Here is a 19,983-nt window from a genome sequence, read left to right as displayed (position 1 = left end):
GGATCCACCCCTCAGGCCAGCCCGGTCCCCAGGATGAAGTCGGAGCATTCCTTCGTCAGGTCCCTGAACCGCGTGCGGTCCCGGACATGGAGATAGACCTCGCGTTTGTCGGCCAGGTCCGAGATCGGCCTGAAAGCCGTCGATTCGGGAATGAAGCGGGCAACGGTTTCCGGCAATACGGTGACCCAGGCGCCGGTCCTGACCATCGTGATCAGCGAATGGGTATTGTGGATCGTGACTTCGGTGTTCCGGATCGCTTCGATGAGACGCGGCGTCTTGATAAGGTCGCACAAGGCGTTGCGGATGAACGGAGCGGCGGTGACGTCTGCGATCCGGGGCGGTTTGCTCCGGGTGATCAGCGGATGATCGGCAGCACAGACCAGGCCGAACCTGTCCTCGAAAAGGCGTGTTGACGTGACACCGCTGAGCGGATGATGCCCCGAGGCGATGCCGATATCGGCCTTGCCCTGGGCGAGCGCGTCCAGCACCTGCTGCGTGTCCGTGTCACGCAATTCGACCTTCACGCCTGGGAACATCCGCGTCATGTGGTCCAGCACCGCCGGAAACAGGATTGCCGCGACCGAGGGAACGGAAACGATGCGGATCAGCCCCTGTGACGCGTCCGCTGCGGTTTCGATGCTGCGAACCGTCTGCTCGAACTGGCGCACCTGCTTCAGGGAAATTTCAAATACCTGCTCCCCCAGGGGAGACAGGCGGTTTTTGCGCTCGCCTTCGAACAGTCTCCTGTCCAGATGGTCTTCCAGCTGTTTCAGCGTCATCGACACCGCAGACTGGGTCCGGCCGAGCCGGTCGGCTGCTTCGGCAAGACTGCCGGTCTGGGCCACGGTGCAAAAGCAGCGGAGCATCTCGATCTTGATGGACATATTTAAATTTTTCTGAAGTTAGTTTAAGTTATTTGAGTTTGACTGATGTTGCGCCGGATGTCCATGCTGTCTGACAACAGACTTCATGGACCTGGGATCCGCCGTGACACACCTCAACCTGATTGCCGGCAGCTGGCAGGCCGGAACAAGCGAAATCGAGAACAGAAATCCGTCCGACCTGAGTGACCTGATCGGACATTTCGCGCAGGCAGGTCTGGAGCAACTGGATCTCTCGCTGGAGCGTGCCCGCACCGCGCAAGCCGAATGGGCGTCCTATGGCCTGGAGCGAAGGCAAGCGGTGCTGATCAACATCGGCTCCGAGCTGATGGCCCGCGCCGAAGAACTCGGGAGGCTGCTGTCGCGCGAGGAAGGCAAGCCACTAGCCGAGGGCAGAGGCGAGGTCTACCGGGCCGGGCAGTTCTTCACCTACTATGCGGGCGAATGCCTGCGTCAGATCGGCGAGAATGCCGACAGCGTCCGCGACGGGGTCGAAATCGACGTGCGCCGTGAGCCCGTGGGCGTCGTGGCGGTCATTTCCCCCTGGAATTTTCCGACTGCGACAGCTTCCTGGAAGATCGCTCCGGCGCTGTGCTACGGCAATGCGGTTGTCTGGAAACCGGCGAACCTGACGCCAGCATCCGCCGTTGCGCTAACCGAAATCATCGAGAAGCAGGACATCCCGAAGGGACTGTTCAGTCTTGTCATGGGATCCGGCCGTTCCATCGGTCAGCGGCTCGTGGAGAGCCCGCAGGTGGATGCGATCTCGTTTACCGGGTCGGTTGAGGTCGGAAAGGGAATTGCCGGATCGGCCATCCGGAACCTGACCAAGGTGCAGATGGAGATGGGCTCGAAGAACGCCCTCGCCGTCATGGATGACGCCGATCTCGATCTCGCCGTCACGCTCGCGCTCGGGGGCGCTTTTGGCGGGACCGGGCAAAAATGTACCGCTTCTTCGAGACTGGTCGTTCACGAGCGTGTGCATGATGCCTTTGTCGACAAGCTGGTCGCGGGCGCGAAGGCGATGACCGTCGGCCATGCGCTTGAAGAGGGAACCCAGATGGGACCGGTGGTGAGCGGAGAACAGCTTCAGGAGAACCTCGACTACGTGCAACTCGGAAAATCCGAGGGGGCCGAACTCGCCTGCGGCGGTGTGCGGCTGGAGCGCCAACACGAGGGGTATTACATGTCCCCGGGTGTCTTCCTGAACACAAACAACGCCATGCGCATCAACCGCGAAGAAATGTTCGCGCCGCTCACAAGCGTGATCCGCGTCGGCAGTTACGACGAGGCGCTGGCGACGGTGAACGACACGCATTTCGGGCTCACCTCCGGGATCGTCACGAAGAGCCTCGCCCGGGCCAGCCACTTCCGCCGCAATGCGCGCACCGGGGTCGTGACCGTCAATCTGCCGACGGCAGGTACCGACTACCATGTCCCGTTCGGCGGCCGGGGCGACAGTTCCTACGGACCCAGAGAACAGGGCAAGGCCGCGGCCGAATTCTACACCACGGTCAAGACTGCCTATATCAGCGCGGGGAGCCCGGACTGATGCGGATCGATGCGCTGCAATACGCCAACTGGTCGGAAAAGATCTTCCGGCAACTGCGCGAAGGCGGCGTCGACGCGATCCATGTGACGGTCGCCTACCATGAGAATTTCCGGGAAACCGTGCTCAACTTCGAGACGTGGAACCGCTGGTTCGAGCAGTATCCCGATCTGATCATGAAGGGCGCGTGGGCCTCGGATATCGACGAGGCGCGGCGCACCGGGCGCACGGCCGTCTTTTTCGGCTTCCAGAATCCGTCGCCGATCGAGGACGATATCGGGCTGGTCGAGATCGTGCACACGCTGGGTGCCCGGTTCATGCAGCTCACCTACAACAACCAGTCGCTGCTCGCGACAGGCTGCTATGAGAGTGAGGATACCGGCATCACCCGCATGGGGCGGCAGGTCATCAAGGAGATGAACCGGGTCGGCCTGGTCGTCGACATGAGCCACTCGGCCGACCGGTCAACCATTGAAGCCGCGGAAATTTCCGAGCGGCCCATCGCGATCACGCATGCCAATCCTTTCGATTGGGCGCCGGCGCTCAGGAACAAGCGCGATGATGTCATCCGGGCGGTCACCGGACATGGCGGCATACTGGGGTTTTCGATCTATCCGCATCACCTGAAGGACAAGTCCGGGTGCACACTTGAAAGCTTTTGCGAGATGATTGCCCGCACGGCCGACAAGTACGGCATAGAGCATCTCGGCCTCGGCACGGACCTGTGTCAGGACCAGCCCGACAGCGTGGTCGAATGGATGCGGGTGGGGCGCTGGACAAGGGAAATCGACTATGGCGAGGGCTCGGCGGAGAAGCCCGGATTTCCCGACATGCCCGGCTGGTTCCGCGACAACAGGGACTTCGGCAATATCGAAGACGGCCTTCGTGCGGTCGGCATGAACGAGGCCGAGATTTCCGCGATCATGGGGGACAACTGGTACCGGTTCTTTGCCGACAGCTTCGGGAGGATGCCCCGGTGACTCCCGAGCAGTTGCATGTGCCCCGCCGGGACCCGGCAACGATGATGCGGCTCAGCCGCCTGGGGTCTCTGCATCAGTGCCGTCTCAGCTTCATGCGGATCCTGACGCGCCGAATGGCGCGGGAGACCTGGCAGTTTTCGCGTTCCCTGTTCGACATCGACAGCAACGGCGTGGGACGGGCGGTCTATACGGCGCAAGGCCCGGAGCGCGCCTATTCGCTGGTCGCCTTCGCCCACGATCTTCCGGCCGACAAACGCTCGGACCGCGTGATTGCCGATGCCTGGGACGCAACCTTCACGCTCTTTGACGGTGTTCCGACCGGCGATGACATCGAGCGGCTGGCCGAAAATGTCCCGTTGCAGGAAGCGGGGCGGGTCAGCCAGCACGAATTGTCGCTGTCGCGGGCAAACCGGTCCGTGCGGCTCTGGACCCATGTCGTCGAGCGGCTGGCATCCGGCCGGCAACCGGATCGTGACCAGATCGATGCCGTGGGTTACCTGATGCGCACGACCGCGGTTTACGGGTCCGGCAAGTTCGGCGCCGCCGACCGGGATGTGATCGCGGATCGTGAGGAAATGCAGGCACCTTTTCAGGCCGAAATGCTGTCGGTCTATCTGACAAGGACATTCGTCCGCGACCTTGTAAACCACATGGCCGCAAGCCTTGGTGGCACACGGGCGGTCCCGCTGGAGCCGGAAATCGCGCGGTGTCTTGGTATCGGCAACTCCACCGGCCTCGGCATGGCGCCGTTCATCATCAATCATCCGATCCTTTTCAATAACTGGATGATGGTGCGCGAGGAGGCGATATCCCGTGTCCGGAGCGTCAGGCACGCAAGCCCCGAAGACGCGGCACACTTCCGCCGACTGGTCGAACGAAGCGCTGTCTCCGTCGGGCGCTGGCGATCGGAGCATCCGGTGCAACTTGAAAAAGTGTCCCGTCTGAAGGCCGACCTGCAGATCCTTTCGCAGTATCTCCCCGATTGGAATGCGACGGCGGACCATCCCTGGAACAGCCTGATCGAATGGTCGGAGAGATCCTTGAGCGAAGAAGGGCAGGAACTCGTCGCCTCGCTCATCCTGGAGCCCTATGGCGCGCTCGTCGATGGCCTCGCGGGGTGCATGGCTGACGGCAATCCGGACGCATTCCGTATTGACGGCTCGATGTCGGTGCGTGACGTCGTGGCTCTGCTTCAGGAGCAATTCGGCTGGGCTCTGGACCTCGACTGGGCCGATCCCGCCAATTGCGGCCGCGCCTGGTATGTTTCGGAGGAGAAACTCGAGCCGCGCATGGGGGAACGGTTCGAGGAACCGATCGCCGATTACGAGCAGCCGCTTGCGCCTGCGCGCGATGCGGCTGCCGCGTTCGCCGCATTGGAGAGATGCGACCCGGAAGAGGCCGTCGCCAAGTTTCTCCTTCGGTATCCGGAGCACCGTCACACCGTCCGGCGGGCGCAGATGGGACGTGTCGCGCCTTACGGGGAAATCCGCGACAATACGATCAGCGCCTCGGTCATGCCGATCGACATGCTGCGTGCGAAACTGTCGTTTTTCGGTGCAACGCATTTTGATCCCCGCTCCGACCGATGGGTACGGATCTGCATGTATTCAGGTGCGCCCTATCCCGAAGACCTCACCACGGCAAATGCCGACCTCTGGGTCTATCCGGAGCCGGGCGGATGAAACGATCCCTGAACGAGATCGAGGCGACAGCGAAACGTGCCGCACGCGGGGCCGGCTATTCCTGGGGCCTTGCGGAAGAAGCGTCCAAGGCAACCCGCTGGCTTTGCCGCAATGGCCATGACGGTGTCGCCGCGCTTGCCGTGCTGCTTGACAAGGACCTTGCAGGTTCGGTGGATCATCGGCCGCTTGCCGCGGGCGAGACCTGGCGCGGCGCAAGAGATCTGTGTCCGCTCATGACGGGCGCATTCCTGTCCGACTGCGCGCGCAGCCTGCGCACCGCTCCGGTGGAAATGGAACGGGTGGCGGTGCCCTTGTTCATCCTGCCATTCGCAGCGAACGCGGCTGCTGAGCTGACGTGCTGCCTGAGGGTCGAGATGGATGGCCATGTTGCGGAGACCGACGGCGACATTCTGCTTTGCCCTGACATGCTCCCGGACCTTGCAGAAAAGATACGTGTTCGCGCGCGCGAAACAATGTCTTCCCGGCGGCCGCGCAGCGCGCAGATGTGCCCTGATCCGGACAGCTGGGACCGGCTTGCGGTGCTCGCGCACCGCACCTACGCGCCGGCTACCCGTGAATCGCGTCTGCGGGGCGCGGGCGCGGGCCTCTCCGACAATGACTGATGAGGTGCAATCATGACCGAGACGCGGACACTTTCGCTTGCCGAAATCGAAGACCTTTCCTTCCGCGCCCTCGTAGCGGCGGGCACGTTGGAAAAGAGCGCACGCGCACTGGCACTCGCCACCGCGGCAACGGAGGCGGACGGGGTCGCCAGTCACGGCCTGGCCTATATCCCGATCTATTGCGAGCACGTTCGCTGCGGCAAGGTTGACGGCACGGCGGAGCCCGTGCTTGCGCGGCCGAGACCCGGTGTGGTTACCGTTGACGCTGCGACCGGATTTGCGCACGCCGCGATCGACCTGGGATTTGAGGCCCTTGTCCCGGCTGCCCGCGAGCAGGGCATCGCGGTTCTGACGATCCGGAACAGCTACAATTGCGGGGTTCTCGGCTATCACACCTTCCGGCTGGCGCAGGAAGGACTGGTCGCGCTCGGGTTCACGAATGCACCGGCGTCCATTGCGCCGTCCGGAGGCGCAAAGCCCGTCGTCGGCACGAACCCGTTTTCGGTCGCGGTTCCGGGCGCCGATGGTCAGCCCGCGCTGCTGATCGACCAGAGCGCCAGCACGATCGCCAAGAGCGAAGTCATGAAACATGCGCGCGAGGGCAAACCGATCCCGATCGGCTGGGCGCTCGACGGCGAGGGCAATCCGACCACCGACCCCAATGTCGGGCTCAAGGGATCGATGGCGCCGTCGGGCGGCTACAAGGGCGTCGGGATTGCGCTGCTGACGGAAGTCATGGCCGCCGCGCTCGCTGGAGCAACGCTCGGGATAAATGCTTCGCCGTTTTCGGGAACCGCCGGCGGTCCGCCGCGGACCGGGCAGTGCTTCATCGCAATCGACCCGGGCGAGATGTCCGGCGGCAGTTTCAACATCATCGTTTCCGAACTGGTTGAAGCGATCCGGTTTCAGGAGGGCGCGCATTTGCCCGGCGACGGGCGGCGATCCAGGCGCTTGGCGGCACGGGGAGACGGCGTTGCCGTCAATGCCGCAACGCTCGCAAAGATCGAAGCGCTTCTCACCTGAACAGCCCGGCGGCCACCCGGGGAGCTGCCGGCATCACTCCACCCGGACAGTAACGGCACATGTGAACAGGAGGTCACACATGTCAATCAAACAACCTTTTACCGATCTTCAGATCAAGAAGTCCGCCGGCGGGTTCTATGATGGCCACAGCGTCGAGATCGCACTTCTCAGCAAGGCGATCATGGTCGCGCTCGTGATCTGGGCGCTGGTCTGGCCCGCAAACGCAAACGGTGTTCTGGGGAGCCTCAACTGGCGGCTTCTGGAGGACTTCAACGGTTTTTACATCGTCATCGTCGGGCTGTTCTCGTTCTTTCTTCTGGTGATCGCCATCCTGCCGCGCACGGGCAGCCGGGTGATGGGAACGCCGGGCGAAGCCCCCGAGTTTTCGACATTTTCCTGGTTTTCGATGATGTTCGGTGCGGGTCTCGGGGTCGGTCTCATGGTGTTCGCCACGGCGGAACCGCTTGGTCTCTGGGGCTCGAACCCGGTCGTGCTGGCCGGTGACGTTGTCGCCAACAGCGAAAACGCGGTTCAGTCCGGCTACCGGTACACGTTCCTTCACTACGGCTTTCACGCCTGGGCGATCTACGTGGTGACAGGGCTTTCGCTGGCCTACTATGCCTATACGCGCGGAATGCCGCTGACGATCCGGACCGCGCTGACGCCCCTGTTCGGCCGTCTCATGAACGGGTTTCTCGGCCATGTCGTCGACGTTCTCGGCGTCGTTGCCACCATCCTCGGCGTCTCGGTCACCATCGGTTTCGGTGTGTCCCAGTTCATAGACGGCCTTTATGCCATCACGGGCATGCAGTGGATGATGGACACTAGCGGCGATGCGCCCGCACCCGGTACGGTCGGCCTGGTCACCGGTCTCGTCGTGATCATGGGGCTGTCGATCATCTCGGCCGTCTCCGGCGTCGGACGGGGTGTCAAATACCTGTCCAATCTCAATCTGGTGCTGTCGATCATTCTGCTTTTGACATTCGTCATCTTCGGCTCGTTCCTGTTCGCGATGACGACCTACGCCACCGCGTTTGCCGATTACATCCTTCACTATGTGTCGCTGAGCTTCGGGGCGTTCGGCCCGCAGTCACCGGCCGAATTTGCTGCGGCGCTGCCGCCGGAGGCCGCGCCCTTCGCGGACGCCTTGCGGGCGGGCGCGACAAATGCCTGGGGCTCGTTCGACGCATTCAAGTCGGGACTCGAAGGCGATGCCGCGGCGCTGCCGGAAAACGTGCTTGCCGCCGCCTATGCGGCCGGTGAACCCGGACGCCAGTTCGGCTGGCAGGCCGGCTGGACCACGTTCTACTGGGCCTGGTGGATCGCGTTCTCGCCCTTCGTGGGGCTGTTTCTCGCCCGCATCTCGAAGGGCCGTTCGGTGCGCGAATTCATCATCGGCTGCGTCATTGCGCCGGCGCTTGTCTGTTTCGCCTGGATGACGATCCTCGGCGGAACGGCCATCGACCTGGAACTGACAGGCGGCGCGGACGGGGCGATCATCGGGGCCTCCAACACGGCGAAACTGTTCGTCACGCTCGGGCAGATGCTGTCCGGAGGGTTCCTGGCCGCCATCACCGTGATGTGCGTTGTCCTGATCCTGACCTTCCTGGTGACGTCGGCCGATTCCGGCATCCTCGTGATGAACACGATCATGTCCGGCGGAGAGCAGCAGACCGGCATCAAGCACCGGATTGTCTGGGGCGTCATCCTGACACTGGTGATCGGGACGTTGCTGATTGCCGGAAAGACCAATGGTGGTGCCGATCCGATGGAAGCGCTGAAAAGCGCGATGATCATCGGCGCCCTGCCGTTCACCATGGTGATGGGCCTGATGTGTGTCGCGCTGGGCAAGGCGCTCTACCGCGACGGCCTGCGGGAAAGAGCCGTGGTTCCGGCAGAATAATCTGCGACCCTGTCGGGCAGGCGGTGCGATCCGTCTGCCCGATCCGGCCTTGCTTCCCGAAACGTCAGAAGGTGCCGATCAGGCGCGTTCGCGCAAGCCCGCCTTGCGCAGACCGTCCATGTAGGTCTCGATCTGGTCTTCCTTCTTCAGGTAGAACAGATGCTCCCTGGCAAAGTCGATCGAGAATTCGGGCTTGAGTTTGGTCAGCTCGCGAATGGCGCGTGCCGCCTGATCCTTTTCTCCCAAAAGACCGAGCGCGGCCACAAGATGGGCCTTCGCCCAGTATTGCGCATTCGGGATCTGGACCGACTTGCGCGCCCAGCTGACGGCGTCCTCGTATTCTCCCCTGAACAGATGTGCCAGCGAGCGATAGGAATAAAACGCCCACCGGAACGGGTCGTGCGGGCTCAGGCGAATGGCGATCTCGAACTGCTCGATGGCCTCGTCCAGACGTCCCTCGTAAGCGAGCGAGTCTCCCAGGCCGCAATAGGTGACCGCGAGATATGGATTGAGCTCGACCGCGTGTTCCAGGGCGTCGATCGCAAGATCATATTCGCGGCGCGCCAGGTACACCCTGCCGATGGTGAAGAAGCTGTTGGCGTCCTGATCGTCCAGTTCCAGCGCCCGCTTGGCCGCGATCAGGGCTTCGTCCATCCGGTCGTCGTCGGGCGCGGCATCGAAATAGACCATGCTGAGCACGATTGCGTAGGCGAGCCTCGAGTGCGCGCTTGCGAAGTCGGGATCGAGGTCAAGCGACTGGCGGAGCAGGTCCTGGCAACGCTGGTTGGCCTCGGGCGTGAACTTGTAGAACTCCGCGACGCCAAGCTGGTAGAGATCCCACGCCCCGAGGTTCTTCCTGGAGCGGCGCTCCGCCTTGCGCTGCTCGGTCATGCCGAGTTCGGATTCGATGCGAGACGCCACCAGTTCGGTGATCTCGTCCTGCAGATCGAAAATGTCCTTCATGTCCCGGTCGAAACGCTCCGACCAGACGCTGTTCTCGGTGCCGGCATCGACAAGCTGAACGGTGATGCGCACGCGCTGACCGGCCTTGCGGACACTGCCGGTGACGATGTAACTGGCGCCGAGCTTCTCGCCGATCACCCGGATACCGTCCGCCGAATTCCGGAAGGAGAAGGTCGAATTGCGCGCGATCACCGTGAGCCAGCGGTTCTTGGAAAGCGCCGTCGTGATGTCCTCTGTGATGCCGTCGGCAAGATAGTCTTCCGAGGGCTCGGTGTTCAGGTTGATGAAAGGCAGGATGGCGACGGACGGTTTCATCGTTGCCATCTTGTAGGCCATGGCCTCGGGCACCTGAACGCCGTTTGGCGCCGGCTTTTCCTCCGGCTGGCTGAGCTTGGCGACAAAGCGGAAACCGCGGCCGTGGATCGTGCGGATGGTGTGCTGCGCCGTGCCATCGTCGCCCAGAACTTTCCGGGCCATCTTGATCTGGCTGCTAAGTGCGGAATCGGACACGAACCGGTCACCCCAGAGCCTGGAAAAGATCTCTTCCTTCGTCACCGTGCGCTCGGCGTTCCGGGCCAGGTAGGACACGAGATCGAATACCTGCGGCTCGACCGCGACCGGTGTGCCGTCCCGCCGAAGTTCAAACCGGTCAGGGTCCAGTTCATAGGCCCCGAAGCGGAGCGCGCCCGGCGGCGTTTCCCTGCCGGATGGATCGATGCTGTAGGCTTCGATCGGCCGGCTGATGTTTTTCACGTGCTGTTCGCCAAGAGCCGTGAACTCGACCGGTACACGTCCTCCGATATGATCGTACACCTGCTTGGAAAGCACGATGCCGCCCGGTTGCGCCAGCGTTTCAAGACGTGCGGCAACATTGACGCCGTCGCCGTATATGTCGTCGCCCTCGGCAATGACATCGCCCAGGTGAATACCGATCCGGTAGCTGAGTTGACTGGGGCCTCTGTGGTCCGGGTTTGCAGCAAGATCCTTCTGGATCTCGATGGCGCATTGGAGCGCGCTGACGACGCTCGAGAATTCAAGAAGGGCGCCGTCGCCCATCGTCTTGACAGTGCGCCCGGAATGGCGGGCGACCGAGGGATCGACCACCGAGGTGCGTATCTCGTTCAACTGGCGCAGCGTCTGTTCCTCGTCGCGCTCCATCATGCGGCTGTAGCCAACCACATCCATCGCGACGATCGTTATCAGCTTTCGTTCCATGTTCCGTGCTCTCGGTGGTGGGTCATCGGCCGTGGTGTTTTCCTGCCCGGATGATCTCCAGTTACGCGGTGCAATATTTCCAGCTGCCCATAAACTGACCCCTGTCGATTGTGACAGGAAGCAAGACTTCCACGTGATATTACGTAAAGTCAAACGATGTCTGTTCCCGCTACACTGCTGTCCTGTTTAACCCGTAGTTCATCTAGCTAGGCGGTCCTCAGCCAATGAACTTGTCATTCCGGCTGAAGGCCAGCGGAGGGCCGGAACCCAGTAACCACCTATTTCTCCTTCATCTTTTAACCTTCAGCCACAGGGCGTACTGGCTCCCGGTCTTGCCGCGCATGCGGCAAACCGGGATGACAAATCGGGGAAACAAGTCCGAATCCCGGTTTGGCGACGCACGGCATTGCAGGGCTTTCTTGACGACATAAATTCAACAGGACTTTCTTAACCGGACAACAGTGGGTCCCGCTACGCGTCGAGCCAAGATTCGTACTATTCGCCGTAATCGTCAAAAAGGTCGGTCGACAAGTACCGTTCCGCGGCACTGGGTAGAATGGCGACAATCGTTCTGCCCTTCATCTGCCCGCGCCGGGCAACATCAAGCGCGCAATGCATGGCGGCACCGGACGAGATGCCGCCCGGAATACCCTCGATCGATGCCAGTGATCTTGCTGTCTGGAATGCACTTTCATTGCTGACCGTCATGACTTCATCGATCAGGCCGGTCTCCAGAACATCGGGTATGAAACCCGGGCCGATCCCCTGGATCAGGTGAGGGGCGTGCGTCCCGCCGGAGAGGACCGGGCTGTCTTCAGGTTCGACGGCGATGACCCGGATTTCCCGATTGCGCGTCTTGAGTATGTCAGCGACCCCCGTCAGCGTGCCGCCGGTGCCGACCCCCATCACGACGGCGTCGACCACGCCGTTGGTGTCGTTCCAGATTTCTTCCGCAGTGGTTCTGCGATGAATGCCCGGGTTGGCCGGATTGACGAATTGCCCGGGCATGACGGCCCCTTCCGTGCTGGCGATGATCTCCCGCGCCTTTTCAATGGCGGCATGAATTCCGCCTTCACGGGGGGTCAGCACAAGTTCGGCACCGAACAGCCGCATCATCTTGCGCCGTTCGAGCGAAAAACTGTCCGGCATCGTCAGGATGCAGCGATACCCCTTGGCCGCGCATGCGAATGCAAGCCCGATGCCGGTGTTGCCGGAGGTCGGTTCGACAATGACACTGCCCGGTCCGATGGAGCCGTCGGCCTCCAATGCCTCCAGCAATGCGACGGCGATCCGGTCCTTGACGCTGGCGACCGGGTTGAAGAATTCCAGCTTCGCCAGGACTTCGGCCTGGCATCCGGCTTCGGCCGCCAGGCGGCCGATCCGCACGAGCGGCGTGTTGCCGATGGTTTCCAGAATGCTGCTGTAGACGCGGCCCCGCCCGGGCTTGTCGAAGGTGAGACGGGATCCAGGATGAGGGTGCATGTGTATTTCCTTCCGGCCGCATTGTGCGGGATTGTCTGTCTTGATCGCACGGGAAAACCTTTCCTTCCGGACGGTTCTCTCTCCCACCGCGTTCTGCAGGGGCGATCCCGAAAAGGTAGATCAGCGCAGCAAGGTTTGCTTGAGGTCCACATGAGGAGAACCTGGAGATTTCATGAAGAGACGCAAAATCGTGTATTCAGTTGGGTTTTGCGACGTTTCCAGACACAGAAACCATGATCCACCCGCGCCCGGCGGAAGCTGCACCGAATACCGAACCGGTGCTGTTTGAGCCTGTCACGGCGACCACTCCTATCGAATTGGAAAGTGGCATCGAGTTTTTGTCGTTGCGAGGGGCTTCACTCCGTCCGTCCTCAAAGCTGGATCCGGATTCATCTCCCGGATTTGTCATCCCGGTTTGGCGCGAAAGCGCCAAGACCGGGACCCAGTAGCCCCTGCCTACAGATCTTGAAAGAAGACGGAAAGACAAGGGATTACTGGTTTCCGGCCTTCCGCTGCGCTGCAGCCGGAATGACAAGTCTATTGGCTTGAGATCACGTTGCGGGATCCAGTTTGTGACGAGCCGGACAGCGGTGACTTGCAAAGTCCCGCGATGCCGTGGCTGCAAGTGGTTGCAATCGCGTGCAATGGCTTTATTGAGAGACGTCGAAGTCGCTTGTTGAAGCCGCAGATGCTGTGCCGGCATCGTCTTTCAGGGCATCCGCCTCGCAGTTGCCGTTCTTCCCCGAAAGGTACACCTGGAATTGAATAGTCAATCTGCTGCCGTTCAGAACCGCAATCTCGGGGTTGCGAGTGCCGTCGCGGTGCTTTTCATCTGGTCAGGCTTCATCGTGTTCTCGCGTGCCGGTGTCACGACAAGCCTCACCCCGGCAGACATGACCGGTCTCAGGTTCCTGGTGGCGGGCGCGATCACGCTTCCATTTGCCATCCGGTGGTGGCCTCGCCATCTGCCGTTCCGCGCCGTCGCGTTGATGTCGCTGTGCGGGCCCGGTGTCATCTATTCGATGCTGATGTATTGGGGACTGAGCGAAGCGTCTGCGGCCTATGCAGGTGTTTTCGCCAACGGTGCGCTGCCGGTCTTCACCGCAGCGCTGGTCGCCGTGTTTGCGGCAAGTTTCCCCGCCAGAATGCAAGTCATCGGTATTGCCGTGATCGTTGCCGGGGCAGTGCTGGTCGGAAGCACCGGGCTGATGCAAGGCGGGAAAAACGTGGCCGTCGGCATCGGCCTGTTCCTGTCCGCCTCGGCGGTTCTCTCGGTCTATATTTTCGGCGTGCGCCATTGGCAGATCACACCGCGGCAGGCGCTGGTTCTGGTCAATGTCCCGAATGCGCTCCTGTTCATACCTGTCTGGCTGCTCTTCCTGCCTTCCGGTCTCGCCGACGCAAGTCTTTCAAGCATCGTATTCCAGGCCGCCTATCAGGGCCTGGGGCCCGGTTTCGTGGCCGTGATCCTGTTCGCGCTGGCGGCAACACATCTCGGACCGACCGCAACAGCGGGTTTCTCGGCCGCCGTTCCGGCCTCCGCAGCTGTTCTGGCGATCCCCGTTCTCGGGGAAACGCCCGGCTTTCAGGAATGGCTCGGGATCGGTGTCGTCACGATCGGTCTGTCATTGCTGATCGTGAAACGCGGTTAGTCGCCTGATACTGACGTTCGACTCATTTGCTGCACCAGGCTGCCCGCCCGCACCCGGTCGGCTCAATAGCGTTCGATCAGGTCCCACTTGTTGCCAAAAGGATCCCGGAAGACGGCGACCTTGCCGTAGACCTCTTCGCGCGGGTTTTCCAGGAATTCGACGTCGTTTGCGAGCATGCGCCCGTGGTCGCGGTCGAAATCATCCGTGTAGAGGAACAGGAATACGCGCCCGCCGGTCTGCTTGCCGATGGCGTTCACCTGGTCCTGGCCATCGGCCTGCGCGAGCAGAAGCCGGGTTTCGCTGCTGCCCGGGGGCGCGACCAGCACCCAGCGTTTGACCTCCGACAGGTGCGTGTCCTCGATCAGGTCAAACCCGAGCTTTCCGACATAAAAGGCGATGGCGGCATCGTAGTCCGGGACAAGAAGTGCAATCGCACCGATGGTCTGCTGCATCTGCCTATTGTGCCTTGCGATAGACGGAGGTGTTGGTGAAGCTGGCGACATCAACGAGATGGACGGTCTGCGTTACGGTCAAGGTGCGGCCGTCGTCGGAGAGTTCCCGGTCCGCCTTCATGATGGTCAGGCCGCCGCGGCGAGCCTCGGATATCAGGTTCCTGTCGCCCTGGAAAACAAGCCGCATCGCGTCGACAAGCCCGCTCTTGCCCAGCTTGACTTCCGGCCCGTCCGGGACGGCCTCGAACGTGTCGCTGCTTTCCTCGCCGTCCGCCGAAATCTGGTTCATGGTGAAGGAGACCATGCCGAAATTGTCCTCGATCCGGAGCGTGGCGCTTTGCGGCGGTTCGCCCTGGTCGAACTCGCTTTCGTCCGCGTCGAGGATCCAGGTGCCGAGGAAGGGTGCGATTTTGTCGTCGATCATGTGACAGCATCTTTTCGAAAGAAAAACCGCCCACGGGATACCCGCAGGCGGTCCTTATTGCAATCTCGTCACCGGATCAGGTGCTGAGCGCGTTCAGTTCCGCGAGGATGACGTCGCCCATTTCAGACGTGGTGACGACCGTGTCACCGTCCTTGGCGATGTCCTTGGTGCGAATGCCTTTTTCAAGTGCGGCCTCGATTGCCTTTTCGACCTTGTTGGCCGCGTCCACTTCCTCGAAGGAATAGCGCAGCGCCATTGCGAAACTGGCGATCATGGCGATCGGGTTGGCGGCACCGGTGCCGGCGATGTCCGGTGCGGAGCCGTGAACCGGCTCGTAAAGCGCCTTGCGCTTGCCGGTGACCGGATCCGGTGCGCCGAGCGAAGCCGACGGCAGCATGCCGAGCGATCCGGTCAGCATGGCGGCGACGTCGGAGAGCATGTCGCCGAACAGGTTGTCCGTGACGATAACGTCGAACTGCTTCGGCCAGCGGACGAGCTGCATGCCGCCGGCATCGGCCAGCATGTGGTCCAGCTCGACGTCTTCATAGCCGTTCTTGTGCGTGTCGGTGACGACCTCGTTCCAAAGTACGCCGGACTTCATCACGTTCCGCTTTTCCATGGACGTGACCTTGTTGTTGCGCGTGCGGGCCAGTTCGAAGGCTACCCTGGAAATGCGCTCGATCTCGTAGGTGTCGTAGACCTGGGTGTCGACACCGCGCTTCTGGCCGTTGCCGAGGTCGGTGATTTCCTTCGGTTCGCCGAAATAGACACCGCCGGTTAATTCGCGCACGATCAGGATATCGAGGCCCTCGACCACTTCGGGCTTCAGCGAAGACGCGTCGGCAAGCGCGGGATAGCAGATTGCCGGGCGCAGGTTCGCGAACAGTTCCATTTCCTTGCGCAGGCGGAGCAGACCGGCCTCCGGGCGGACGTCGTAGGGGACCTTGTCCCATTTCGGTCCGCCAACGGCGCCGAAGATCACGGCATCGGCTGCAAGCGCCTTGGCCATGTCCTCGTCGGAGATCGCCTGTCCGTGCTTGTCGTAGGCAGCGCCGCCCACATGGCCCTCGGTGGTGTCGAAAGTCATATCGGTGTTGGTGTTGAACCAGTCGATTACCTTTTCCACTTCCTTCATGATTTCGGCACCGATGCCGTCACCCGGCAGAAGCAGAAGACTGTGAGAAGCCATGAACGTTCCATCCCGCATTGTTGAAAACAGTTGCGCTCAGTTACCGCGTCGCGCCCCGTCTTTCAAGGCGTGGCCAGTTGCGAATAACTCAAGCGAGCGTGCGGGAACCGTCAAGCGTCACCGGATTCTGAGAGAAGCCATCAGATCAGACCTCGGCCCGCCTGCCAGAAGAGGTTCAGCGCAAGCGCGGTCATGACCCATTTGAAACCGGTCTTGAACGTCTTTTCATCCATCTTGCCGAGAAGGCGCGACCCGGCGAGCGTTCCGAGGAATCCGCTGACGATCATCAGCACGATCAGCCCGGCCCAGGGCGCGAAGGCAAATCCCAGTGCTCCGAAGGCGACGATCTTGAAGACATGCATGACGAGAGCGGTGACCGCCTGGTTGGCGACATAGCCGTGACGCGTCAGGCCGAGCGTCGACAGCACCGCACCGCCGATCGGACCGGCGGCACCGAAGAACATGGACAGAAACGTGGAAGCGAACCCGGCAGCCGCCATGGCCCTTTTCTGGACCCTGTCGAATTTCGGCGGCTTGACCCAGATCACCCAGAGCACGAAACAGCCGATCCCGGCCCTGAGGATGGATGACGGCAGTTCGACCGCAATCGCGCCACCGAGCGCTGCGCCGAAAATCGCACCGATCGTGAACCAGGCGAATATCGACCAGTCGACATGCTTCAGTTGCACGAGCGCGCGTCCGCCGTTGGAGCCGATCTGAACCGCGCCGTGGACCGGCACCAGCGCGCTGGCCGGCATCAGGTTCGCCATGATCGCGATCAGGGCGATGCCGCCGCCCAGGCCGACGGCGGCGGTGAGGCCGGATGTGAAGAAGCTGGCGAGGATCAGCGTGGCGATCGAAAGGGAACCGAGTTCATCGGGGAGAACCGCTGCCAGGAATTCCATCGGATCAGGACCACCTCGATCTTGCGTAGTTCAGCGCCTCGCGCACATCGAGCTGCCGGGTGGAATTGCCGCTTCGCACGTAGAAAACCGAGGATCTTCCGTCTTCCATGTAAACGGCTCGGGGCGCCGGTCGGATGATGATCATCGCGACATCCTTGCCGTCGACGCTTGCAAAAACGGTGTGAATGGACGGACAGAGATCGCCGCCGAGGTTCTTGGAAACGATATCGTTTACGGTGCGCTCGAACGCGTCGAGATCCGCGCTCTTCAGCGTGGCGAGATCCTTCTCAAGACCGAGCGCCTTGCCGTCGTCATCGACACCGACCAGCAGATAGCCACCATCGGCGTTGAAGAAACCGGCAATGGTCTTGGCGATAACCTTTTCCAGCCCCCTGTTGATGCGGTTTTCCTTCATGTCCCAGCGCAGCGACGACTTGAACTCGACGCCGTCCGTTTCGCCCATTTGCATGATGCTCGGAATATGAAGCGTCTGTTCCTGCCGCAGGGACCGGTAGGCTTCGGAGGTGCGCATGTAGTTGCGGCTGAAGATGCCGAAGGCAAGCCCGACGACCGCGCCGAGCAGCGTGTAGGCAATGGCGACATCCAGGTGGCGCGGCAACAGCAGTAACCAGAGCCGCGCCGACAGGAACTCGATCAGATCGGGGGCCGTCTCGGAAAACCGGGCCAGTTCCCACCAGACGACCACCAGATTGAGGGGATGGATGACAAGAACGCCGACAATTGCACCAACCAGCACGTAGGACGCCAGGAAGGGAAGCTTGAACGGTTGAGATGTCATGTCGAAATGCCCAAAGGAATATGGCTGCCGGAACCGGCGTCAGTCATATAGGGAAACCCGGCTGCCGTCATCCCGCCGGCCGCCGATTGTGACAAATCGGCTGAAACTGTTCCGTTTGCCGCTGTCCTCCTCCTTGGTGGACAGGCAACGGCATGGATTGCAGGGTCGAGCCCCGCAATGATGAAGAAAGAGTGAGATGCCAAAAAACCCAAGCACGCCGTCATGCCATGACTTGATCATGGCATCCATACCGATACGCGGCCCGGTGATCGAGGAGGGGCAATGGCATGGATTGCAGGGTCGGGCCCTGCAATGACCGGAGGTGAGTGTTGCCCAGTCTCGCGGTTCCACCGTGTCATGCCGTGACCTGGTCCACGGCAGTCCGGTCAAGAAAGTCCTGTCGAATTTATGTCGTTGAGAAAGCCCTGCAATGACGTGCGGCGCCAAACCGGGTTTCGGATTTGTTTCCCCGATTTGTCATCCCAGTTTGCGGCATCAGCGGCAAGACCGGGACCCAGTATTCCCTGTGGCCGACGGTTGAAAGAAGAACGAGAAACAGGTGGTACTGGGTTCCGGCCTTCCGCTGCGCTTCAGCCGGAATGACAAGTTCCTTGTCTGCGGACCGTCCCAAGGCCCATGCCATGACTTGATCATGGCATCCATGCCGCTACGCGGCCCGGTGATCGAGGAGAGGTAGTAGCAGGGATTGCAGGGTCGGCTCTGCAATGACGTGCGGCGCCAAACCGGGTTTCGGATTTGTTTCCCCGATTTGTCATCCCGGTTTGCCGCGTCAGCGGCAAGACCGGGACCCAGTATTCCCTGTGGCCGACGGTTGAAAGAAGAACGAGAAACAGGTGGTTACTGGGTTCCGGCCTTCCGCTGCGCTTCAGCCGGAATGACAATTTCATTGACTGCGGACCGTCCCAAGCCGTCATGCCATGACTTGATCATGGCATCCATGCCGATACCTGGCCCCGGTCACCGACGAGGCAATGGCATGGATTGCAGGGGCGGGCCCTGCAATGACCGGGAGAGGGCGTTAGGCCTGTAAAGCCGGCGATGCCGTCAGGCAGCCTTTGCGGGCAGGGCGGTTTCCACGAGCTTGACCCAGTAGGAACAGCCGACCGGAATGAGGTCGTCGTTGAAGTCGTATTCGGGATGGTGGAGGCCTGCGGTGTCGCCGTTGCCGGCGAAAATGAACGCACCCGGGCGCTCTTCGAGCATGTAGGAAAAATCCTCACCGCCCATCATCGGCTCGATGCTCCGGTTGACCTTGCCGTCGCCGGCAATGCCTTCCGCGATCTCCGCGGCGAAATCCGTCTGTTCGTCGTGGTTTCTCGTCACGGGATAGCCGCGCCGGAACTCAAGTTTGGCGGTTGCGTCGAAGGCCGCCGCGATTGAGGTGACGATGTCGCCCATGCGTTTTTCCGCCAGGTCCCGCATGTCCGCGTTCAGGCTGCGGACGGTGCCGCGCAGGACCGCGTCCTGCGGGATCACGTTGAATGCACTGCCGGCATTGAACACGGTGACCGAGACCACGACGGAGTCGAGCGGATTGGCGTTCCGGCTGGCGATGGTCTGAAGCGCAGACACGATCTTGGAGCCGACAACCACCGGATCGACTGTCTGGTGCGGTTTCGCGGCATGACCGCCCTTTCCGGTGACCGTGATCCGGAACTCGTCGGTGGCGGCCATGATCGGGCCCTTGCAGATCGCGAATTCGCCGACCGGCATGCCCGGATAGTTGTGCATGCCGTAGACCTCGTCCATTGGCCAGCGGGTCATCAGGCCATCGTCGATCATGGCCTTGGCGCCTGCGCCGCCCTCTTCGGCGGGCTGGAAGATCACCACGACGGTGCCGTCGAAATTCCGGGTCTCGGACAGATATTTTGCCGCGCCGAGCAGCATGGCGGTATGGCCGTCATGACCGCAGGCGTGCATCTTGCCCTGGACCTTCGAGGCGTAGGGTTTGCCGGTTTCCTCTTCGATCGGCAAGGCGTCCATGTCCGCGCGCAGGCCGACGGTCCGGCCAGTGCCGCCATTGCGGCCCTTGATCACGCCGACGACACCAGTCCTGCCGATACCGGTCGTCACCTCGTCCACTCCGAAACTCTCCAGAAGTTCGGCGACCTTTCCGGCGGTCCTGACGGTTTCATAGAGAACTTCCGGGTTCTCGTGGAAGTCACGGCGCCAGGCCGTAATCTCGTCAGCGAGGTCGGCAAGTCGGTTAACGATGGGCATGGAGGGCTCCTGGGAGAACT

General features: G+C 61.7%; 16 protein-coding genes. 7 read left to right on the top strand and 9 right to left on the bottom strand.

The genetic code is table 11. From position 1 onward, the window contains the following. Positions 1 to 11 precede the first annotated feature (11 nt). Positions 12 to 884 carry a LysR family transcriptional regulator gene (locus tag ACO07N_RS05360; RefSeq protein ID WP_421980033.1) on the bottom strand — a complete coding sequence of 291 codons (873 nt, stop codon included), beginning with the start codon at positions 882 to 884 and terminating at the stop codon, positions 12 to 14. 85 nt (positions 885 to 969) lie between these two features. Between ACO07N_RS05360 and ACO07N_RS05355 the strand changes: the two genes are divergently transcribed. From ACO07N_RS05355 to ACO07N_RS05330, 6 genes are all read left to right on the top strand, one after another. Further along, entirely contained in the window at positions 970 to 2,433 is a 1,464-nt protein-coding gene (locus tag ACO07N_RS05355) for an aldehyde dehydrogenase family protein (protein WP_421980032.1), read from the top strand. Beyond that, positions 2,433 to 3,410, top strand: coding sequence for a membrane dipeptidase (locus ACO07N_RS05350; RefSeq protein WP_421980031.1), 978 nt, complete (start codon positions 2,433 to 2,435; stop codon positions 3,408 to 3,410). The genes ACO07N_RS05355 and ACO07N_RS05350 overlap by 1 nt, the downstream gene beginning before the upstream one ends. Then, complete coding sequence (locus tag ACO07N_RS05345) at positions 3,407 to 5,092, top strand: hypothetical protein (RefSeq protein ID WP_421980030.1); 1,686 nt, start codon at positions 3,407 to 3,409, stop codon at positions 5,090 to 5,092. The genes ACO07N_RS05350 and ACO07N_RS05345 overlap by 4 nt, the downstream gene beginning before the upstream one ends. Continuing rightward, positions 5,089 to 5,715, top strand: a complete 627-nt coding sequence (locus ACO07N_RS05340; protein WP_421980029.1) for a DUF3726 domain-containing protein — start codon at positions 5,089 to 5,091, stop codon at positions 5,713 to 5,715. The genes ACO07N_RS05345 and ACO07N_RS05340 overlap by 4 nt, the downstream gene beginning before the upstream one ends. Positions 5,716 to 5,727: 12 nt before the next feature. Next, entirely contained in the window at positions 5,728 to 6,738 is a 1,011-nt protein-coding gene (locus ACO07N_RS05335) for an Ldh family oxidoreductase (RefSeq protein WP_421980028.1), read from the top strand. A 79-nt stretch (positions 6,739 to 6,817) separates the two neighbouring features. Beyond that, positions 6,818 to 8,641 (top strand): BCCT family transporter, encoded by a 1,824-nt coding sequence (locus tag ACO07N_RS05330; protein ID WP_421980027.1) that lies wholly within the window; start codon positions 6,818 to 6,820, stop codon positions 8,639 to 8,641. A 78-nt stretch (positions 8,642 to 8,719) separates the two neighbouring features. Here ACO07N_RS05330 and ACO07N_RS05325 read toward each other — a convergent pair whose 3' ends face one another. Together ACO07N_RS05325 and cysK are read right to left on the bottom strand one after the other, a co-directional pair. Then, positions 8,720 to 10,819: a winged helix-turn-helix domain-containing protein gene (locus ACO07N_RS05325; protein ID WP_421980026.1), complete on the bottom strand. Its 2,100-nt coding sequence runs from the start codon at positions 10,817 to 10,819 to the stop codon at positions 8,720 to 8,722. Positions 10,820 to 11,314: 495 nt separating this feature from the next. Continuing rightward, on the bottom strand, positions 11,315 to 12,301 hold the full coding sequence (gene cysK, locus ACO07N_RS05320; protein ID WP_421980025.1) for a cysteine synthase A: 987 nt from the start codon (positions 12,299 to 12,301) through the stop codon (positions 11,315 to 11,317). Between the two features lie 761 nt (positions 12,302 to 13,062). On the opposite strand from cysK, the gene ACO07N_RS05315 reads away from it, so the two are divergent. Next, positions 13,063 to 13,953, top strand: coding sequence for a DMT family transporter (locus ACO07N_RS05315; RefSeq protein ID WP_421980024.1), 891 nt, complete (start codon positions 13,063 to 13,065; stop codon positions 13,951 to 13,953). Positions 13,954 to 14,015: 62 nt separating this feature from the next. Here ACO07N_RS05315 and ACO07N_RS05310 read toward each other — a convergent pair whose 3' ends face one another. The 6 genes from ACO07N_RS05310 to ACO07N_RS05285 form a co-directional block, all read right to left on the bottom strand. After that, on the bottom strand, positions 14,016 to 14,405 hold the full coding sequence (locus tag ACO07N_RS05310) for a VOC family protein (RefSeq protein ID WP_421980023.1): 390 nt from the start codon (positions 14,403 to 14,405) through the stop codon (positions 14,016 to 14,018). Between the two features lie 4 nt (positions 14,406 to 14,409). Continuing rightward, the gene (locus ACO07N_RS05305) at positions 14,410 to 14,829 is read right to left on the bottom strand and encodes a hypothetical protein (protein WP_421980022.1); all 420 of its coding nucleotides are present in this window, start codon (positions 14,827 to 14,829) and stop codon (positions 14,410 to 14,412) included. Between the two features lie 76 nt (positions 14,830 to 14,905). Continuing rightward, entirely contained in the window at positions 14,906 to 16,018 is a 1,113-nt protein-coding gene (gene leuB / locus ACO07N_RS05300) for a 3-isopropylmalate dehydrogenase (RefSeq protein WP_421980021.1), read from the bottom strand. Between the two features lie 140 nt (positions 16,019 to 16,158). After that, positions 16,159 to 16,923 (bottom strand): sulfite exporter TauE/SafE family protein, encoded by a 765-nt coding sequence (locus ACO07N_RS05295; protein ID WP_421980020.1) that lies wholly within the window; start codon positions 16,921 to 16,923, stop codon positions 16,159 to 16,161. A gap of 4 nt (positions 16,924 to 16,927) precedes the next feature. Next, positions 16,928 to 17,722: a helix-turn-helix domain-containing protein gene (locus ACO07N_RS05290; RefSeq protein WP_421980019.1), complete on the bottom strand. Its 795-nt coding sequence runs from the start codon at positions 17,720 to 17,722 to the stop codon at positions 16,928 to 16,930. 1,065 nt (positions 17,723 to 18,787) lie between these two features. Further along, the gene (locus tag ACO07N_RS05285) at positions 18,788 to 19,963 is read right to left on the bottom strand and encodes a M20 aminoacylase family protein (protein WP_421980018.1); all 1,176 of its coding nucleotides are present in this window, start codon (positions 19,961 to 19,963) and stop codon (positions 18,788 to 18,790) included. Between the last annotated feature and the right edge of the window lie 20 nt (positions 19,964 to 19,983).

It is taken from the genome of Roseibium sp., assembly GCF_965229775.1.
Classification (GTDB): Bacteria; Pseudomonadota; Alphaproteobacteria; order Rhizobiales; family Stappiaceae; genus Roseibium.
This window is presented reverse-complemented; position numbering and strand designations above follow the sequence as displayed.

Bases quoted from the DNA above. Each gene is read 5' to 3' on its own strand.
- ACO07N_RS05360 (WP_421980033.1), bottom strand. From the start codon at position 884: ATGTCCATCAAGATCGAGATGCTCCGCTGCTTTTGCACCGTGGCCCAG.
- ACO07N_RS05355 (WP_421980032.1), top strand. From the start codon at position 970: ATGGACCTGGGATCCGCCGTGACACACCTCAACCTGATTGCCGGCAGC.
- ACO07N_RS05350 (WP_421980031.1), top strand. From the start codon at position 2,433: ATGCGGATCGATGCGCTGCAATACGCCAACTGGTCGGAAAAGATCTTC.
- ACO07N_RS05340 (WP_421980029.1), top strand. From the start codon at position 5,089: ATGAAACGATCCCTGAACGAGATCGAGGCGACAGCGAAACGTGCCGCA.
- ACO07N_RS05335 (WP_421980028.1), top strand. From the start codon at position 5,728: ATGACCGAGACGCGGACACTTTCGCTTGCCGAAATCGAAGACCTTTCC.
- ACO07N_RS05330 (WP_421980027.1), top strand. From the start codon at position 6,818: ATGTCAATCAAACAACCTTTTACCGATCTTCAGATCAAGAAGTCCGCC.
- ACO07N_RS05325 (WP_421980026.1), bottom strand. From the start codon at position 10,819: ATGGAACGAAAGCTGATAACGATCGTCGCGATGGATGTGGTTGGCTAC.
- cysK (WP_421980025.1), bottom strand. From the start codon at position 12,301: ATGCACCCTCATCCTGGATCCCGTCTCACCTTCGACAAGCCCGGGCGG.
- ACO07N_RS05310 (WP_421980023.1), bottom strand. From the start codon at position 14,405: ATGCAGCAGACCATCGGTGCGATTGCACTTCTTGTCCCGGACTACGAT.
- ACO07N_RS05305 (WP_421980022.1), bottom strand. From the start codon at position 14,829: ATGATCGACGACAAAATCGCACCCTTCCTCGGCACCTGGATCCTCGAC.
- leuB (WP_421980021.1), bottom strand. From the start codon at position 16,018: ATGGCTTCTCACAGTCTTCTGCTTCTGCCGGGTGACGGCATCGGTGCC.
- ACO07N_RS05295 (WP_421980020.1), bottom strand. From the start codon at position 16,923: ATGGAATTCCTGGCAGCGGTTCTCCCCGATGAACTCGGTTCCCTTTCG.
- ACO07N_RS05290 (WP_421980019.1), bottom strand. From the start codon at position 17,722: ATGACATCTCAACCGTTCAAGCTTCCCTTCCTGGCGTCCTACGTGCTG.
- ACO07N_RS05285 (WP_421980018.1), bottom strand. From the start codon at position 19,963: ATGCCCATCGTTAACCGACTTGCCGACCTCGCTGACGAGATTACGGCC.